Source organism: Paenibacillus sp. Y280, assembly GCF_056786335.1.
Genome location: NZ_JBXCIW010000014.1, coordinates 1 through 18,633 on the forward strand (window position 1 = coordinate 1; position 18,633 = coordinate 18,633).

The 18,633-nt window shown below is 48.6% G+C and carries 17 protein-coding genes and 1 riboswitch; of the genes, 15 read left to right on the forward strand and 2 right to left on the reverse strand.

What is annotated here, in order from left to right; all coding sequences use genetic code 11:
• The first annotated feature begins 323 nt into the window (after window positions 1-323).
• From ychF to prmC, 3 genes are all read left to right on the forward strand, one after another.
• Complete coding sequence (gene ychF / locus AC1TPC_RS17805) at window positions 324-1,424, forward strand: redox-regulated ATPase YchF (RefSeq protein ID WP_482068149.1); 1,101 nt, start codon at window positions 324-326, stop codon at window positions 1,422-1,424.
• Window positions 1,425-1,591: 167 nt separating this feature from the next.
• Window positions 1,592-2,662 carry a peptide chain release factor 1 gene (gene prfA, locus AC1TPC_RS17810; protein WP_169084462.1) on the forward strand — a complete coding sequence of 357 codons (1,071 nt, stop codon included), beginning with the start codon at window positions 1,592-1,594 and terminating at the stop codon, window positions 2,660-2,662.
• Between the two features lie 279 nt (window positions 2,663-2,941).
• On the forward strand, window positions 2,942-3,898 hold the full coding sequence (prmC, locus tag AC1TPC_RS17815; protein ID WP_482068150.1) for a peptide chain release factor N(5)-glutamine methyltransferase: 957 nt from the start codon (window positions 2,942-2,944) through the stop codon (window positions 3,896-3,898).
• Window positions 3,899-4,469: 571 nt separating this feature from the next.
• On the opposite strand, the gene AC1TPC_RS17820 is transcribed toward prmC, so the two are convergent.
• Both AC1TPC_RS17820 and AC1TPC_RS17825 read right to left on the reverse strand, forming a co-directional pair.
• On the reverse strand, window positions 4,470-4,907 hold the full coding sequence (locus AC1TPC_RS17820; RefSeq protein ID WP_482068151.1) for a carboxymuconolactone decarboxylase family protein: 438 nt from the start codon (window positions 4,905-4,907) through the stop codon (window positions 4,470-4,472).
• A 179-nt stretch (window positions 4,908-5,086) separates the two neighbouring features.
• On the reverse strand, window positions 5,087-5,959 hold the full coding sequence (locus tag AC1TPC_RS17825) for an RNA polymerase sigma-70 factor (RefSeq protein ID WP_482068152.1): 873 nt from the start codon (window positions 5,957-5,959) through the stop codon (window positions 5,087-5,089).
• A 259-nt stretch (window positions 5,960-6,218) separates the two neighbouring features.
• On the opposite strand from AC1TPC_RS17825, the gene spoIIR reads away from it, so the two are divergent.
• The 12 genes from spoIIR to AC1TPC_RS17885 all read left to right on the forward strand — a co-directional run bounded on the left by spoIIR (window position 6,219) and on the right by AC1TPC_RS17885 (window position 18,582).
• Entirely contained in the window at window positions 6,219-6,995 is a 777-nt protein-coding gene (gene spoIIR / locus AC1TPC_RS17830; protein ID WP_482068153.1) for a stage II sporulation protein R, read from the forward strand.
• Window positions 6,996-7,168: 173 nt separating this feature from the next.
• Window positions 7,169-8,224 carry an L-threonylcarbamoyladenylate synthase gene (locus AC1TPC_RS17835; RefSeq protein ID WP_482068154.1) on the forward strand — a complete coding sequence of 352 codons (1,056 nt, stop codon included), beginning with the start codon at window positions 7,169-7,171 and terminating at the stop codon, window positions 8,222-8,224.
• 131 nt (window positions 8,225-8,355) lie between these two features.
• On the forward strand, window positions 8,356-8,916 hold the full coding sequence (locus AC1TPC_RS17840; protein ID WP_482068155.1) for a manganese efflux pump MntP: 561 nt from the start codon (window positions 8,356-8,358) through the stop codon (window positions 8,914-8,916).
• Between the two features lie 42 nt (window positions 8,917-8,958).
• Entirely contained in the window at window positions 8,959-9,537 is a 579-nt protein-coding gene (locus AC1TPC_RS17845) for a low molecular weight protein arginine phosphatase (RefSeq protein WP_482068156.1), read from the forward strand.
• Between the two features lie 71 nt (window positions 9,538-9,608).
• Window positions 9,609-9,691, forward strand: a riboswitch (ZMP/ZTP riboswitch).
• Window positions 9,692-9,789: 98 nt separating this feature from the next.
• Entirely contained in the window at window positions 9,790-10,245 is a 456-nt protein-coding gene (gene rpiB, locus AC1TPC_RS17850; RefSeq protein ID WP_482068157.1) for a ribose 5-phosphate isomerase B, read from the forward strand.
• Window positions 10,246-10,261: 16 nt separating this feature from the next.
• Entirely contained in the window at window positions 10,262-10,867 is a 606-nt protein-coding gene (locus AC1TPC_RS17855; protein ID WP_482068158.1) for a TIGR01440 family protein, read from the forward strand.
• A gap of 77 nt (window positions 10,868-10,944) precedes the next feature.
• Window positions 10,945-12,192, forward strand: a complete 1,248-nt coding sequence (locus tag AC1TPC_RS17860; RefSeq protein ID WP_482068159.1) for a serine hydroxymethyltransferase — start codon at window positions 10,945-10,947, stop codon at window positions 12,190-12,192.
• A gap of 748 nt (window positions 12,193-12,940) precedes the next feature.
• Window positions 12,941-14,623 carry a peptide ABC transporter substrate-binding protein gene (locus tag AC1TPC_RS17865; protein WP_482068160.1) on the forward strand — a complete coding sequence of 561 codons (1,683 nt, stop codon included), beginning with the start codon at window positions 12,941-12,943 and terminating at the stop codon, window positions 14,621-14,623.
• A 132-nt stretch (window positions 14,624-14,755) separates the two neighbouring features.
• On the forward strand, window positions 14,756-15,691 hold the full coding sequence (locus tag AC1TPC_RS17870; protein WP_482068161.1) for an ABC transporter permease: 936 nt from the start codon (window positions 14,756-14,758) through the stop codon (window positions 15,689-15,691).
• The gene (locus AC1TPC_RS17875; protein WP_482068162.1) at window positions 15,688-16,611 is read left to right on the forward strand and encodes an ABC transporter permease; all 924 of its coding nucleotides are present in this window, start codon (window positions 15,688-15,690) and stop codon (window positions 16,609-16,611) included. Before AC1TPC_RS17870 ends, AC1TPC_RS17875 begins: the two co-directional genes overlap by 4 nt.
• Window positions 16,612-16,624: 13 nt before the next feature.
• Complete coding sequence (locus tag AC1TPC_RS17880) at window positions 16,625-17,623, forward strand: ABC transporter ATP-binding protein (protein WP_482068163.1); 999 nt, start codon at window positions 16,625-16,627, stop codon at window positions 17,621-17,623.
• Window positions 17,620-18,582, forward strand: a complete 963-nt coding sequence (locus AC1TPC_RS17885) for an ABC transporter ATP-binding protein (protein WP_482068164.1) — start codon at window positions 17,620-17,622, stop codon at window positions 18,580-18,582. The genes AC1TPC_RS17880 and AC1TPC_RS17885 overlap by 4 nt, the downstream gene beginning before the upstream one ends.
• Window positions 18,583-18,633: the final 51 nt, after the last annotated feature.

An 18,633-nucleotide genomic window follows, 5' to 3' on the forward strand; every position in this document is an offset into this window, starting at 1 on the left:
ATAGTGAGTGCCTCTTTTCGTATGTGGGTTTAGTTCTTGCCGGAACGTTTCCCAGTATACTAGAGGCGCTTTTTTCTTTCAAAGCTCAAATTACTTCATTACAGGAATGGCTCCTTTAAAATTCTTGATTCACAACACAACGTGCTTCGTACGCGTGTGTTTGCAATTGCGGATACTTAGCTTGTGTATTGAAACGGTCCTTTATTCGGCATAAAGCTTAGTGAAAGTGGCTACCAGAAGCCGTTGGCACTTTCAATGTAGGGAACGCTGGGGTATAATAGCTGGAGTTGTTTACTTTCGGGAAAATAGGGGTGTCTTATCGCATGGCATTGAAAGCTGGAATCGTGGGCTTGCCGAACGTCGGCAAATCGACATTATTTAACGCAATTACACAAGCAGGGGCAGAATCTGCCAACTATCCTTTTTGTACAATAGATCCTAATGTTGGCGTAGTTGAGGTGCCGGATGAGCGTTTGGACAAGCTGGTTGAGCTTGTCGTTCCGAAGAGCATCGTGCCAACGGCATTCGAATTTGTTGATATCGCAGGCTTAGTAGCAGGAGCGAGCAAGGGTGAAGGTCTTGGCAATAAGTTTTTGGCGCATATCCGCGAGGTTGACGCGATCGTTCACGTCGTTCGCTGCTTCCAAGATGACAATATTACCCACGTAGCAGGAAAAGTAGATCCGATCAGCGACATTCAGACCATTAACTTGGAGCTGATTTTGGCGGATATTGATTCCGTTGACAAGAAGATCGACCGTTCCCGCAAAAACCTAAAGGGCGGCGACAAGAAGGTTGCCCAGGAAATCGAAGTGCTTGAGCGCATCAAGGAAGCGTTGTACAACGATATGCCTGCTCGCAGCGTAGAGCTGAGCGAAGACGAGAAGCTGCTCGTTCGCGATTTGCATTTGCTGACGATGAAGACCGTATTGTACGCGGCCAATGTGAGCGAGGATGAGGTTTCAAACTCGGACGACAATGAGTATGTTCAACGCGTTCGTGATTTCGCAGCTGCGGAAGGCGCTGATGTGGTGCCGATCAGCGCGAAGGTAGAAGCGGAAATTGCTGAGCTTGAGGGCGAAGACAAGGAAATGTTCCTTGAGGAGCTGGGCATGTCTGAGTCCGGCCTTAACCGTTTGATCAGCGCAGCTTATAGATTGCTAGGGCTGTACACGTATTTTACAGCAGGCGTGCAAGAGGTTCGCGCATGGACGATTCGCAAAGGAACGAAAGCGCCGCAAGCGGCTGGCGTTATTCATACCGATTTCGAGCGTGGCTTCATTCGTGCCGAGGTTGTATCCTTTACGGATCTTGCAGCAGCTGGCTCGATGGGTGTGGCTCGCGAGAAGGGGCAAGTTCGCCTTGAGGGCAAGGAATATGTCGTGCGTGACGGCGACGTCATCCATTTCCGTTTTAACGTGTAAAAAAATTGGGAATAATAAGGCCCTGTGAGTGCAGTACTGCGCTTGCGGGGCTTTATATTGAATTTGGGCGCGGTTTACTGGTTGTAATCCAAACCAGCAGTCGATACAATGCCATTGATATGGTATAATGAACATTATCCTAATGGAATAAACAGAGGTGAATGATCGTGTTTGACCGTTTACAAGCACTCGCAGACCGGTATGAGAAGCTGAGTGAGCTATTGTGTGATCCGGATGTATCCAGTGATCCCAAGCGGCTTAGAGAGCTCTCCAAGGAGCAGTCGGATTTACAAGAGGCTTATGATGCCTTTACGGAATATAAACAAGTTACCGAGCAGCTCGACGATGCCAAGCTGATGCAGGCAGAGAAGCTCGATGACGAAATGCGTGAAATGGTAAAGATGGAAATTGACGAATTGAGCAAGCGCCAAGCTGAGCTTGATGAGAAAATTCGCATCGTACTATTGCCTAAGGACCCGAACGACGACAAGAACGTTATCGTTGAAATTCGCGGCGCTGCGGGCGGCGATGAAGCTGCTTTGTTCGCATATGAGCTTTATCGTATGTATACAAAGTTTGCCGATACGCAAGGCTGGAGAGTGGAGCTGATGGATTTCAGCGAGAACGATCTGGGCGGCTTCAAAGAGGTTATCTTCATGATTACGGGCAAGGGCGCGTACAGCAAGCTGAAGTTTGAGAGCGGCGCGCATCGCGTACAGCGTATTCCGGTAACGGAATCAGGCGGACGTATTCATACCTCGACTTCCACGGTAGCGGTTATGCCGGAGGTTGAAGATGTTGAGGTTGAAATTCTCGACAAGGATATTCGCGTCGATACGTTCTGCTCGAGCGGAGCAGGCGGTCAATCGGTTAACACGACGAAATCCGCGGTACGTGTATTGCATGTTCCTACAGGAATCATGGCCACTTGCCAAGATGGCAAATCGCAGAATGAGAACAAAGCGAAGGCACTTGCCGTGCTTCGTGCACGCATCTCCGATGTTCGTCGCCAAGAGGAAGAAGCAAAATATGCCGGCGAGCGGAAGAGCAAGGTTGGAACGGGAGATCGCAGCGAACGTATTCGCACGTACAATTTCCCGCAAAGCCGTGTAACGGATCACCGCATTGGACTAACGCTTCATAAGCTGGATTCCGTGATGAACGGTGATTTGACGGAAGTGATTTCGTCGCTTACGATTGCGGAGCAAGCTGATCTGATGGAACGTGAAATGGCTTAAACCATGGTGCGCTGGGTTGCTGGATGCTTACGATAAGCATCCAGCGACCTGGCGTTTTATTAGGTTACGGGGAGCTCATGGAGCTGTTGCGGGAATGTGGAAGAGTAGACGGCAGCTCATGGAGCTGGAGGAGGAATGTGGAAGGAGTGAACGGCAGCTCATGGAGCTGTAGCAGGAATGTGGAAGAGTGGACGGCGGCTTATGGAGCTGTAGCGGGTATGTGGAAGAGTGGACGGCATATCATGGAGCTGTAGCAGGAATGTGGAAGGAGTGAACGGCATGAATGTTGGTCAATGGTTTACGCTGCCGCTATCGATTCGTGAGGCAAGCATGCGAGCCGCCTCTTTGTTGAAGGAGGAAGCGGTCGAAGAGCCGCGCAATAATGCGGAGCTGCTGCTCATGCATTTGCTCGATATCGACCGTGCAGCGCTGCTTCGCGACGGAGGGGAACCTTTCCCACCCGATAAACTGGCCGTTTGGGAGCAGCTCGTGCGCCGTAAGGCGCTGGGCGAGCCCGTCCAATATATGATCGGCGAGCAGTGGTTTTATGGCCGGCCGTTTGCTGTATCGCCAGCCGTGCTTATTCCACGGCCGGAGACGGAGCTGCTCGTTGAGGCCGTGCTTGAAGCGGCCGATCTGATCTGGCCGCAGGCAGCGGGTGGGCGCGGCAGCGCAGGTGAAGAGCTGGCGCCGACGATCGTTGACGTCGGCACAGGCAGCGGCGCCATCGCCGTCACGCTAGCTGCGCAGCGTCACGCGTGGCGCGTGTGCGCGTCCGACCTGTCGCCGGACGCGCTGGCAGTCGCCCGCACGAACGCGGCCCGCCATGAAGCGGCGGACCGGATAGCGTTCGTGCAGGGCGACCTGCTCATGCACTTCATACCTGGGCATGAACAGAGTGCGCACGATCGGCTTCGCATCGATGTGCTGGTCTCCAATCCGCCGTACATACCTGCGGCGGATATGCCAGGGCTGCAGCGCGAGGTGCGCGACTATGAGCCGCATCTCGCGCTGGAGGGCGGGGCGGACGGCTTAGATCCGTACCGCCGCATGCTGGAACAGCTTCCGCTGCTCGTTCAGATGCCTCGCATCGTCGCCTTCGAGCTCGGCATGGGCCAGCCTCGCATCGTCGCTGACATGATGCGCAGCATGGGCGCATGGGATGATGTCCGCATCATCAATGACTATGCGGGAATCGAACGCCATGTCATTGCGGTTCAGTCGCAGCCGCGTTAAGAGAAAAATGCCTTTTTCTTACTCAATATGGAGAAATATAATAGGATGCAGCCGAATGGATATCCGGCAGCATCCTATTTTGTTTGATTAATGCTTTAATTGCTTGTTCCTTAAGTCCTCGCCACGCTTGGAATAAGATCCATTGCAGAAAGTGCAACAGAAACCTGACATGACCCCCAGAATGACGAGCTACAATGCATAAATGCAGCAGAAATAGCTAATAAGGTGAAAACTGAGGCCAGAATGGGTGATTCTGTTGTACAAACTGCAGCGTAGCAAAGGAGCTGAGTTAGTTTGAGTGCTTCTGTTGTATAAACTGCAGCGTAGCAAAGGAGCTGAGTTAGTTTGAGTGCTTCTGTTGTATAAACTGCAGCGTAGCAAAGGAGCTGAGTAGTTTGACTGATTCTGTTGTATAAACTGCAATGTAGCAAGGTGCTAAATTAGATAAGTGTTTCTGATGCAGACTGCAGCGTAGGAGTCAAGTGTAACTAAGGCTTTTTTGCAACACAACCTGCATAAAATTCTCCCCATCAACCCAACCCCATTAACTCTTGCCACTAACCCCGCCCAATTACTCCGGCATCATATTCGTGCTAATCGCAATACGATTCCAAGCGTTAATCGTAATGATCGCCATAATGATCTCCGCAACCTGCGTACTGTCAAAATGGCGAGCAACCTCATCATACACCGCATCTGGCACATGCTCTTTCGTAATAACGGTGACAGACTCCGTCAAGGCGAGCACGGCACGCTCTGCTTCCGTAAAGAACGGAGTGTCGCGCCAAGCGCTCAAGGCGTAGATCCGCTTCTCTGTTTCCCCAAGCTCTCTTGCGTCCTTGGTATGCATATTGATACAGTACGCACAGCCGTTTATTTGAGAAGCGCGAATTTTAATCAATTCCTGGAGCTGTTTATCGATGCTGGTCGTGCCCAGGTATTTTTCCAACCCAAGCATTGCTTGGTAAGCGCTTGGCGTTTCTTTCATAATTACGGTTCTCTTTGTCATGCTCTTCAATCTCCTCTAATATCCGATTTGTCAGCCCTTTTGAGCTAAATGCGATTCTTCATCATCTAAGACAAAGCAGCGACACCGGTTGTGACAGAAGAACAAAAAAAGATTTTATATGCAGTTGCATCGATTTGGACGCGCTTCAGCCTATCAGGATGCAGTATGATATAAAATCGCTATTCGACCCTGACATGCTTCAGCTTGTCGGGATTCAGCATGACGTATATCCGCTCAACCCTCTGCTCGGACTCATCCAGCCGGAAGCTGATGACGCTTCTAGGCTTGCCATCTTTTATAATAATGATGCCGAATTGTCCGTTCACGATAGCAAACTGATGGCCATCGCCTAGAAAGGTTTTTGGAATGACGCCTTTCAAAAAGGCCACGACGCGAGCTCTGCTGATAATAGCGAATATAGCGGCACGAACTTTTCCTCCGCCATCAGAAACGAGTACAGCCTCTTCCGTCAAAAGCGAAATAAGCTTGTCAAAGTTTCCGGATGCCACAGCCTCCATGAAGGTAACAGCGAGCGGCTCGGCTTTGTCCGAGTTGACCGGCAGCGACTCCCGTTCCCTTTGGAGTTTTTCCTTGGCGCGGCTATAAATTTTCCGGCAATTGGCTTCCGATTTCTGCAGGCAAGCTGCGATTTCATCGTAATCATACTGAAGCGATTCCCGAAGAATGAACACGGCCCGCTCGACTGCAGAGAGCTGCTCCAGAATGACCAGCAGAGCGTAGGAGACCGACTCATGAAGGTCATACAGCTCAGCCGGGTCTTGCTTGGCCGTAACGACTTCTGGCTCAGGGAGCCATTCCCCGATATAAATCTCTCTGCGTTTACGCGCGGATTGATTAAGATTTAAGCTGCGATTCGTTACCATTCGAATTAAATAGGCTTTTTCATTGCTTATGTCGTTAGCATCCAATCGGCTGTAATCTGCAAATACGTCCTGGACCAGATCCTCGGCTTCGCTGAAGGAGTCGAGCATGCGGTAGGCGATCGAATGGAGCAGCGGCCGATAGGTGGCATAGGTAGTTTCAAAATTCATGGGCAACCGTCCTTATCTCGTGAAAAATTGAGGTGCTGCAAGCTGGCTGTTGCGTTTGTATTCTTACTGACATATTATAACGTGCCATTCATCTGCTGCGTAAAGCTTTCGAACTTGCACTTCTTACTCTTATCATAGAAATAAAAAAAGATAGATTGCTAGGTTTATATATTAAGATAGGCGGACATAATGACGGATAGATACGTTCCGGAACGCAAGCAGACGCACTGACGGGTGCGACGAGAGGAGCTTGTGTTGTATGTCCAGCCATTATTCCATTCATTCTTATTCTAATATTTCGAAGTCCGCTCAATCTCGTTCGGTTCGTTCAAATAAATTTGCTTACCGCAAATCATATGGTTTTATTGTTTTTGCTATTATTATTTTAATTATGAGCTGGGAAGCCCAGAAGATGGACGCTGCGCTTGCAGACGGTCAAATTCCGCAGGAAGTGATTCGTTTGCGTATATTAGCCAACTCCGATAATCCTGCTGACCAAGTTGTAAAGCGTCTAGTGCGGGATGAGATCGTTAAAGCGATGAACGGCTGGGTTGCGGGTCCTCAGACGATTGAGGAAGCTCGTCAGACGATTATCGCAAATATGCCTGAAATCGAACGGATTACTGAAAAAGTATTGCAGAGCCGCGGCTTTGACTATGGCTTCTCCACTGAGCTTGGCATGGTGCCTTTCCCGACAAAAATGTATGGGAATGAAGTATATCCGGCCGGCGATTATGAAGCGCTCCGCATAACGCTTGGCGAAGGCAACGGACAAAATTGGTGGTGCGTGCTGTTCCCTCCGCTTTGCTTCATTGATGCTGCGACTGGCGAGGCTTCGGCAGCGCCTGCCGAGGAAACGGTACAGACTGCGGCGGTGAAGGCAGATCCAGCCCCTGAGAAAGCAACGGCAATGCAAACAGCGGCTGCAGCAGCACCTGCAGCTGCGCCTTCCGAAGGCGAAGCGCCGGAAGCGAAGTTTTTTCTCTGGGAAATGATCAAATCGTTTATCGATTGGATTAAATCGTTGTTTGCATAATAAGCGGCAGTTCCTTCTGATGTTGTGAAGAAGGGACTGTCGTTTCTTCCTTCGTTTCTTCTTTCGTTTCAGCTTTCATTTCAGCTTTCGTTTCTGCTCGTTTTGGAGCGCTTGTGCTATAATAGCGGATGAATGGACAATTTAATTTTAGCGGCAAGGATTGAAGGATAGAGATGACGACAACAAATATATGGCGCGTGAATGCTGATGATCAGCTCCGCGAGAAGCTTGCGGAGGCTGCTGGTCAGCTTAAGGAAGGCGGAATAATTGCTTTTCCGACGGAGACGGTGTACGGGCTTGGCGCGGATGCTCGAAACACAGCAGCTGTTGAGCGGATATTTACCGCAAAGGGGCGCCCCTCGGACAATCCCCTTATTGTCCATATCGCTCGCCGCGAGCAATTGGATGCGCTGGTACTGCCTTATCCGCAGCTCGCCGCAGCGCTGATGGATCGTTTTTGGCCGGGACCGCTTACGATTGTGCTGCCTGTTCGTGACGGTGTGCTCTCTCCGCTTGTGACGGCCGGCTTGTCAACTGTGGGCATTCGGATGCCGGATCATCGAACGGCGCTTGCGCTGCTGGCGGAAGCGGGCTGTCCGATTGCCGCACCGAGCGCGAACCGATCGGGAAGACCGAGTCCCACGCTTGCCGAGCATGTGCTGGACGATTTGGACGGTCGCATCGATGGCGTAGTGGATGACGGGCCGACAGGTGTCGGCTTGGAATCGACGGTGATCGAGCTGGTTGGCGAGCATGGCATACGTATTTTGCGCCCAGGCGGAGTAACGCTTGAGGAGCTGCAGCAAGCGGCGCCGGCTGCGACAATTGATAACGGCTCGGCAGAGCAGCCTGAGGCGGCCCCGCGTTCCCCTGGCATGAAGTATACGCATTATGCTCCGCAAGGGGAGCTCGAGCTCGTACAAGGCGAATCTGAGGCTGTTGTGGCGTACATTCAAGAACAAGCAGGAGCTGCGAAGGCACGCGGCGAGATAACGGGCGTGCTCGCCTTTGAAGAACGGCTTAAGCGTTATGAGGCGGACTCCGTACTTTCTTTTGGCAGCGAGAAGGAGCTGGGTGCAGCCGCGCATCTTCTGTATGCTGCGTTGCGTGATTTTGACAGTGCTGGCGCGCAGCGCATATGGGCGGAGGGCTGCAGCGGAGATGGCATTGGCGCTGCTCTGATGAACCGTCTGGCTAAAGCTGCGGGCAACCGAATTATTTGCGTATAGGCAGGTGTAAGCAGCGGTTTGAAAGTAATTTCTGTAAATCGAAAATTTAGCTGGCAACAGCAATAGTATGTTTGTCCTCATGTCCGCATATGTTTGGTATAGAATACAGGCGGACATGGGGGAGATAGACTTTGGTCGATGCACATTTGCATGCCGGACAGCTGCTCACGCTGCTTATTATAGCGTTGGCGCTTGGTTTAGACGCTTTTTCACTCGGACTTGGCATTGGGCTGAAAGGAATTCGGCTGCTGGATATACTAAAGCTCGGCCTTGTGATCGCATTATTTCATGTTATAATGCCGCTTGCAGGCATATTTACCGGGCAGTATGTGGGCAGCCTGCTTGGGGATGTCGCAACGACTGCCGCTGGTGTATTGCTGGTGCTGCTCGGCGGGCATATGATATACAGCTCGCTGCGCGGGGACGCGGTGCAATCTTTTGACCATCGATCATTATGGGGCTTGACGGTGCTGTCGCTTAGCGTCAGTATCGATTCCTTCTCCGTAGGGATAACGCTTGGCATGTTTGCGGCTAATATATGGACGACCATTCTGCTGTTCGGTTTTTTTGGCGGTCTGATGTCGGTGCTGGGCTTGATGCTTGGACGTAAGGTAAGCGGTAATTTTGGCGAATACGGCGAAGCCATTGGCGGAGGAATATTGTTCATCTTTGGCATCTTGTTTATTTTTTAGATGGACCGACATTTCGAATCGGGTAGAAAAGGAGTTGGCAGTGTGAAGCGTATTTTATTTGTTTGTACCGGCAATACATGCCGCTCGCCGATGGCGGAGGCTATGCTGCGCCGGATGGCTGCTCTGAGAAACATTACGGTTGCTGTACGTTCCGCGGGCATATCTACAATCGACGGACTGCCGGTCTCTGCGCATGCAGTAGAGACGCTTAGACAACGCGACATTGATCATAATAGCACGTCTCTTGCGCTGACGAGCGAGGCAGTCGACTGGGCTGATATTATTTTGACGATGACGGCTAACCACAAGCGAGGGCTGCTGCAATGGCATCCGGAGGCGGTCGACAAAACCTATACCTTAAAAGAATACACGAATCAGGATGCGCGCGTGCTCGCCGATATTGAGGAACTTGAGCGGCTTTATTCGGAGCTCCATATGAAGCAAGCGCTTGGTCAGCAATTGACCTCGGCAGAGAGAAGCCGGCTGCTGGAGCTGGAGCGCCGTATTCCAAGCTTCGACATCGTGGATCCTTTCGGAGGCTCATTGTCGGTTTACAGCACCAGCGCGAATGAAATTGAGGATGCGCTCGTGAAGCTGCTGGACAAGCTTTCTAAGAAATAATTCCACAAATGCCGCTCATGATATAGATTGATTTTTCACGAATGTTCAGCTATTATAAAAAGACAATATACGGTTTCCGATGTAACTGGCGACGGAAGTGGGTTAAACCACGGTGGAGCATCGGAATATACGGCCGGTCGCCTGGGCAAAGAGCAGCATGCTGATAAGCATGTCATGCTCTTTTTTCGTCTTTTTTTGCTAAAATAGGTATACTAGCACTGTGATGTATCATTTCGAAGGAGGTCTTTTGCGTTGAAAATTGCTATTGGTGCCGATCATGCCGGTTATCGTTTGAAGGACGAGGTTGTCCCTTTTCTTCAATCGCTCGGTCATGAAATTGAAGATGTAGGTTGCAGCTGCGACCAATCGGTTGATTATCCGGACTATGCATTGCCCGTATGCGACCTTGTTACGAGCGGCAAAGCAGAGCGGGGTATATTGATTTGCGGGACAGGAATCGGCATGTCGATTGCTGCAAATAAAGTGCGGGGCATCCGCTGCGCGCTAGTAAATGATATGTTCTCGGCTAAAGCTACACGCGAGCATAACGACACGAATGTATTGGCGCTTGGGGAACGTGTTATCGGCCCTGGAGCAGCCTTGGAAATTATTCGTATTTGGCTGGAGACACCGTTCTCCAACGGAGAGCGTCATGTAGGCCGAGTAAATAAAGTGATGCAAATCGAAGAGCAATATAGCCAGTCCTAATTGGGGGGCAAACGCAATGAGTGAGAACACCCATGTACAACCAGGAGTCATTGCAGAGCAAGTAGAGACGATTGTGCGGGAGCTGGTGACCGCGGGCAGTCTCGTTATGAGTCAACTGCTCGTCATTGGTGTAAGTACAAGTGAAGTGCTGGGCCACCGCATCGGTACAGCGGGAACAACGGATACGGCAGAGCAGATTTATGCAGGCGTGGAAGCTGTTCGCAGAAAGATTGGCTTCATTCCGGTATATCAATGCTGCGAGCATTTGAATCGTGCGCTCGTTATCGAGCGTGCTGCCGCAGAGCGTTATGGCCTTGATATCGTAGGCGCGGTGCCGGTTCCAAAAGCAGGCGGATCGATGGCGGCATTCGCCTATCGTCAGCTGGAGTCGGCTTGCTTGGTGGAGACTGTGCAGGCGCATGCCGGCATCGACATCGGCGATACGTTCATTGGCATGCATTTGAAGCGGGTTGCGGTTCCGGTTCGTCCGACAATTCGCAGTATTGGCGAAGCTCACGTGACGATGGCCGTGACGAGACCGAAGCTCATTGGCGGTTCCCGCGCGGTATATGAGCTGGAAACGAATATATCGGCGGAGCAATCAGCTGGAACATGCGAGTAGATTACATGATAGAGCCATAATGAGTTGATTTATACCATTTTAAATACAGGCTGTCTAACTTGAGGAGGAATATTGAAATGGAAAATTTACGCAACCAAGATCCCGAAGTTCTAAAAGCGCTAGGCCTTGAGCTTGATCGCCAACGTGATAATATCGAGCTTATCGCATCCGAGAATATCGTTAGCGAAGCGGTACTTGAAGCAATGGGAAGCGTGCTGACGAACAAATATGCAGAAGGCTACCCAAGCAAACGTTTCTACGGCGGTTGTGAGCATGTGGATATCGTTGAGGACATCGCTCGTAATCGTGCGAAAGAATTGTTCGGTGCTGAGCACGCGAACGTTCAGCCTCACTCCGGCGCGCAAGCGAATATGGCTGTCTACCTCGCAGCTTTGCAGCCTGGCGATACGGTTCTCGGCATGAACCTGGCGCATGGCGGTCACTTGACGCACGGCAGTCCGGTCAACGCATCCGGTTTGCTATACAATTTCGTGGCATACGGCGTTCAAGAGGATTCCTTCACAATCGATTACGAAGAAGTTCGCAAGCTTGCTTTCAAACACCGTCCTCGTTTGATCGTAGCTGGCGCAAGTGCTTACCCGCGTACAATCGATTTCGAGAAGCTTGGCAAAATCGCGTCTGATGTAGGCGCATTGTTTATGGTTGATATGGCGCACATTGCTGGTTTGGTAGCAGCAGGCTTGCACCCAAGCCCAGTGCCTCACGCGCATTTCGTAACGACAACAACGCACAAAACGCTTCGCGGACCGCGCGGCGGTATGATCCTTTGTCGCCAGCCTTGGGCAGCGGCAATCGATAAAGCGGTATTCCCAGGCTCGCAAGGCGGCCCGTTGATGCATATTATCGCAGCAAAAGCAGTTGCTTTTGGCGAAGCTCTAAAACCGGAATTCAAGCAATATGCCGCACAGGTTGTTAAAAATGCAAAGGTTCTTTCCGAAGAGCTTGTGGCAAAAGGTTTTAACATCGTATCCGGCGGTACTGACAACCACTTGATGCTGCTTGACACGCGTAGCCTGAACATTACAGGTAAAGCAGCAGAGCATGTGCTTGATGAAGTAGGCATCACAGTAAACAAAAACGCAATTCCATTCGATCCAACCAGCCCATTCGTTACATCCGGTATCCGCATTGGTACGCCTGCAGCAACGGCTCGCGGCATGGACGAGAAAGCAATGAAGGTCATTGCGGAAGTGATCGCGCTAGTGCTTAACAGCCCACAGGATCAAGAAGTGCTTGCGAAAGCTCGCGGAATGGTTCGTGACCTGACTGCGCAGTACCCGCTTTATCCTGAAATGAAATACTAATTTTCATTTGAATTAATATAAGCAAGACCTATTTGGCACTTTAGTGCCGAATAGGTCTTTTTTTATTTTGCTTGTTTTCACAAACGATGGAGCGGTATATAATAATGGCTCTAGAAGAAAGATAATAAAGTTGATTCAAGATGAGAATAGTCATTTTTTTAGTAAAATTCATGAATGATTTTAACTTCAATTATGGTGTTGAAAGCCATTGACAATATTGTGAAGACATAAAACTTTAACAATTGATTAGTTTTTTGCAGTTCAAATGCGTTTATAATCTCAAATGAATAAGAAAAATGCCATTTGAATGGGGATTTAAAGGAATTAATCTATATTTTGTATTTCCAATAATTAATACTTTTTTATTGATTATTTATGATGATTTACTTCAAAGCGTTAAAGTAACAGAATATTAGACTGAATAAACGCTGTAAAGCATTAAAGCAATAAAATAATTAGTTGAATAAACGCGTCAAAGTGCTAAAGTATGTAGGATAAAAGTCATTTATACATAAATTTACACCTCACATTTTGTTGATAAATAATTAACATGGATGTATAGTGAAAAATATTAGTAAACTAAAATCTCTATGTTTGAAGGGGAAGAGTGCATAAACTGCAACTCAGGAAGATACATGCTTTTGCATTGTACAGGCTGTAACGTAGTGCAAACGTTTGTATATTACGCGAGTGAGGTGGTCGGTTCTGCCCACGATGAACACGGAAGAAAAAACACGGGAGGATTACAATGAGAACAAGAAAGTCTGCTTTATCCTTTATTGCTGCTTTACTCATTCTTGCTATTGTCGCAGTAGGTTGTACGCCTAAAGAAGAGACAGGCAAGAACGGCGCTACAAATGGAGAAACATCCGGTGCTACTAATGGCGGATCATCCGAATCGAAAGTTTTCAGAATGAACATTCACTCTGAGCCTTCGACTCTTGATCCGGCACTTATGGAAGACAATGTATCAGGTACACTTGCAACTGGTATTTACGAAGGTTTGACTCGTAAAAACGAGAATGGTGAATCCATCCCTGCAACTGCTGAAAGCTGGGAAAAATCAGAAGACGGTAAAACGTACACTTTCAAAATCCGTAAAGACGCAAAATGGAGTAACGGCGACCCTGTTACTGCAAACGACTACGAATTCTCTTGGAAACGTGCGCTTGATCCTGCTGTAGGTTCAACTTACGCTTACCAATTCTACTACATCGTTGGCGCACAAGATTACAACGAGGAAAAAACGAAAAACGCTGATGCTGTTGGCGTCAAAGCACTTGACGCTCAAACGCTTGAAGTTAAGCTCGTTTCACCTACTCCGTACTTCTTGAGTCTTACTTCTTTCTACGTATATAACCCTGTTCATCAATCAGTGAAGGACAACGAAGCTTGGGCGGCAGATGCGGCTACAATCATCGGTAACGGTCCTTTCAAAATGAGCGAATGGCAGCACAATACTTCCATTAAGCTTGTTCCTAATGAAAACTATTACGATAAAGACCAAGTGAAATTTGCTGGTATTGACTTTACAATGATTGCTGAGTCTGCAACTGAGCTTGCCAACTATGAGACAGACAAACTTGATTACACAGGTAAACCAACTGGCGAAATCCCAGCTGAACAAATCCCTGTTCTGAAAGAATCGAAAAAAGACGAGATCGTTACAAAAGGTATCGCAAGCTCGTACTATTACCAATTCAACACAGAAGAAGTTCCTTTCAATAACATAAAAGTTCGTAAAGCACTTGCAATGGCGATCGACCGTCAAGCAATCGTTGAGAGCGTAACGATGGCCGGTGAAGTTCCTTCGTTTGGTTTTGTTCCGCCAGGCATCATTGGTTTGAAAGAAGATTACCGTAACGAAGTGAAGGATGATTTCTTCACGGAGAACGTTGACGAAGCGAAAACATTGCTTGCTGAAGGTCTTTCCGAGCTGAAGCTTGATAAATTCCCTAAAGTAACATTGACGTTCAACACAAGCGACGGCCACAAGAAAATTGCTGAAGCTATCGTTGAAATGTGGCGTCAAAATCTTGGTGTCGAAGTTGGTATCGAGAACCAAGAGTTTGCCGTTCTACTGAAAAACCGTACTGCTATGAACTACCAAATCGCTCGCGCAGGCTGGGGAGCTGACTACAACGATCCAATGACTTACTTGGATATGTTCGTTACTGGCGGCGCTCAAAATAACACTGGCTTTGCTTCTCCTGAATATGATGCTTTGATCAAAAAAGCGAATGCTAGCGGAGATCAAGCTGAAAGAATTGCAGCTATGACTGAAGCAGAAAAAATTCTTATGGAATATATGCCGATCATGCCGATTTACTACTACAGCAACGTTTACATGCTTAAACCTGGATTCAAGAACATCTTCTTGGACTACAAAGGGGACATCGACTACACAAGAGGTTACTACCAAGCGAATTAGTCATCCTTCGAGCATCTGAAGTCAGGGATATATGCGGGATGTCCGCATATATCCCTTTCTTGTTGACTGATTTAGACTCTTGCACGATAGCATTTCTTCTTGTTTATATTCTGTAAGGAGGTGTCCATTGCGTTGATAAAATATGTATCCAAGAAGTTTCTGTCCATGTTTGTTTCGTTGTTTGTACTAGCGTCGGCTACGTTCTTTCTTATGAAAATCATCCCGGGCGATCCCTTTATCAGGGAGAAGGCCATTCCCGAAAAGATAAGAGAGCGACTCATGGAGATGTACGGCCTTGACCAGCCGATATGGAAACAATATTTCATGTATTTGAACAATTTGCTTCATGGCGATTTAGGGATGTCGATGAAACAGCAGTATATGTCCGTTACTCGCATTATCAAAGAGAGCTTTATCTATTCTGCGCAAATCGGCCTTTTTGCCGTCATTGTGTCTCTAGCATTTGGTTTGATTCTAGGCATCATTGCCGCGCTTAATCATCGTAAATTTTTGGATAGCTTCACGATTGTTATTGCTGTACTTGGGGTATCGATTCCCAACTTTTTGGCGGCATCTATTTTACAATTCGTTCTTGGCAGCAAGCTGCGTTGGCTTAATGTATCGGGTCTTAACGATCCTACAGATTTCATTATGCCTGTGCTTGCGCTATCTTTCCTTCCAGCCGCATTTATCGCGCGTCTGACGCGTTCAACGATGCTGGAGGTACTGTCTGCCGACTATATTAAGACAGCTCGCGCCAAAGGTCTAAGCGGCCGCATTATCTTGGTTCGTCATGCTCTACGCAATGCTATTTTGCCAGTAGTTACTTATATAGGACCGATGACAGCTAATATTATTACCGGGTCAGTCGTTGTCGAACAAATATTTGGTATAGGTGGAATTGGGAAATATTTTGTACAAAGTATTACTAACCGCGACTATACGCTCATAATGGGGCTTACTTTATTTTATGGAATTATCCTGATGGTTGCGCGGTTCTTGACTGACGTTGCTTATGGCTTTGTCGATCCGCGAATTAAGCTGACAAGAGGAGGCGGGAAAGGATGAAGGATAACACCTTTACGCCGGATCAATTCGCTAAGCTGAACAAAGATGAGAAGCACACAGAAGTCGTTGTTCGTGAAAGCATCTCTGCATGGAAAGATGCTTGGCTGCGTCTGCGTTCCAACAAAATAGCGATGTTCAGCTTAGTTGTTTTGCTAATCGTCTCCCTTATGGCGATAATTGGCCCGGGTATATCCGAGCAGGATTTTCAAACGAATCACTTGAAGGAAAAGAACCTCGGTCCGAACGGTACCTACTGGTTTGGTACCGATGATCTTGGACGAGATCTCTTCACCCGTACTTGGATGGGAGCAGGGATTTCCTTGCAGGTTGGTTTATATGCTGCATTAGCCGACTTGGTTCTCGGTGTTATTATCGGAGGAATTATGGGTTATTTCGGCGGCCGTGTCGATGAGATATTGAACCGTATATGCGAAATTCTCTACTCCATTCCAAGCATGCTTATTATCATTCTTTTGATTGTCATTTTAGAGCCGAGCATGTTCACGATAGTGCTTGCGCTTAGTATAACCGGTTGGATCAGTATGGCCTGGATTGTACGGGGCCAGATCATGCAGCTCAAAAATCAAGAGTACGTTATGGCTGCTCAGGCGCTCGGCGCAGGAACGGGGCGTATTCTGTTCCGCCATCTCATTCCGAATGCGATGGGTCCGATTATCGTAACGTTGACGCTTACTGTTCCAAGCGCTATCTTCGCAGAAGCATTCCTCAGCTTCTTGGGACTCGGCGTGCAATCACCGGCTGCTTCGCTTGGTACGATGATCAATGATGCAATTAAAGCGTGGACCCTGTATCCGTGGAGAATGATTTTCCCAGCGGCAGTTATCAGTATAACGATGCTTTGCTTTAATATTTTTGGCGATGGACTAAGAGATGCGCTTGATCCGAAAATGAAGAAGTAGGAGGTGGACATGGATGGAGAAGTTGCTTGAAGTAAAAAACCTTCGCGTTAATTTCAAAGTTCGCGGCGGAGTTGTCAAGGCGGTTCGTGGCGTTAATTTTCACGTTAATAAAGGAGAAGCAGTAGCCATTGTTGGGGAATCGGGCTGCGGCAAGAGCGTTACCGCTCAATCGCTTATGCGTTTGATTCCATCGCCTCCGGCGGAGACCAGCGGATCGATCATGTTTAAAGACAAAGAAATATTGAAAATGTCTAATAAACAGATGGAAGACATTCGCGGCAAAGAAATGGGAATGATCTTCCAAGATCCAATGACCTCGCTGAACCCTACCTTAACGATTGGCCGGCAAATTACGGAAGGTCTGATTAAGCATCAAGGGATCAGCGGCACGAAAGCGATCGAGCGGGCTATTGAAATGCTTGATCTCGTAGGTATTCCGAACGCTTCGTCACGTGTTAATCAATATCCGCATCAGTTTTCCGGAGGCATGCGCCAACGGGCGATGATCGCGATTGCGCTTGCCTGCAATCCGTCTTTATTGATTGCGGATGAGCCTACGACAGCGCTCGATGTAACGATACAGGCGCAGATTATGCGAGTGATGAAGGATTTGCAGCAAAAGCTTGGCACTTCTATTATTCTTATTACGCATGATTTAGGCGTTGTAGCAGATATGTGTGACCGTGTTATTGTTATGTATGCCGGAAAAGTAGTGGAAACCGGAACAAAATGGGAAATTTTCAAAAATCCTAAACATCCTTATACAAGAGGGCTGCTGCGTTCGCTGCCGCGTCTCGACCAGAAGAAGGAAGATCCGCTTGTGCCGATTTACGGTATGCCGCCGGATTTAATCAAGCCGCCAGCAGGCTGCAGCTTCTGTGCCCGTTGTGATGAGGCAATGAGGGTTTGCGTGAACAATGATCCTGAATTGCTCCCGGTAGACGGCAATGAATCCCATGCTTCGGCATGCTGGCTCGCGCATCCTTATGCAAATAGGGAGGTATCGGTATGAGACAGCCGTTAATTGAAATTAATCATCTGCGCAAGTTTTTTAATCTAGGCGGCGGAGCGACGCTCCGAGCTGTTAATGATATTACCTTCTCCATTCAAAAAGGGGAAACCGTTGGTGTGGTCGGCGAATCCGGCTGCGGCAAATCGACCGCCGGACGTACAATTATGCGGCTATATGAGCCAACTAGCGGAGGCGTAACTTTCGACGGGCAGGATATCTATAAGCTACAGGGCGCTAAGCTTAAAGCGATGCGAAGAGACATGCAGATGATATTCCAGGATCCGTATGCTTCTTTGAATCCACGCATGACGGTTATGGATATTATCGGCGAAGCACTTGATATCCATAAGCTTGTAGGCAGCAAAAAGGAACGCAAGCATAGAGTGGAGCATTTGCTCGATGTTGTTGGTTTGAATCCAGACCACGCTACGCGTTATCCGCATGAATTCTCCGGCGGTCAACGCCAGCGCATAGGCATTGCGCGCGCGCTGGCGGTGGATCCGAAGTTCATCATTGCCGATGAGCCAATCTCCGCTCTGGATGTTTCTATCCAGGCGCAGGTTGTCAACCTGATGCAGGATTTGCAGCGCAAAATGGGATTAACCTACTTGTTCATCGCGCATGATTTGTCGATGGTTAAGCATATAAGCGACCGCGTTGCGGTTATGTATTTAGGTAAAATCGTGGAGCTTGCTGAAAGCAGCGAGCTCTACGATAAGCCTGCGCATCCTTATACTAGGGCGCTGTTATCTGCTATTCCGATTCCGGATCCTCAGGTAGAAGCGGAGCGTGAGCGTATTGTTCTGACGGGCGATCTGCCTAGTCCAATCAATCCGCCTTCAGGCTGTCAATTCCATACGCGTTGTCCGATTGCGACGAATAAGTGCAAGGTCGATGAGCCAGCATTGCTTGAAGTGAGGAAGGGGCATTTTGCCGCCTGCCACTATGCGTCCGTATAAGAAAGATAATTGAAAAATGTGAATGAGCTGTCCTGAGGGCTATTAACCTTG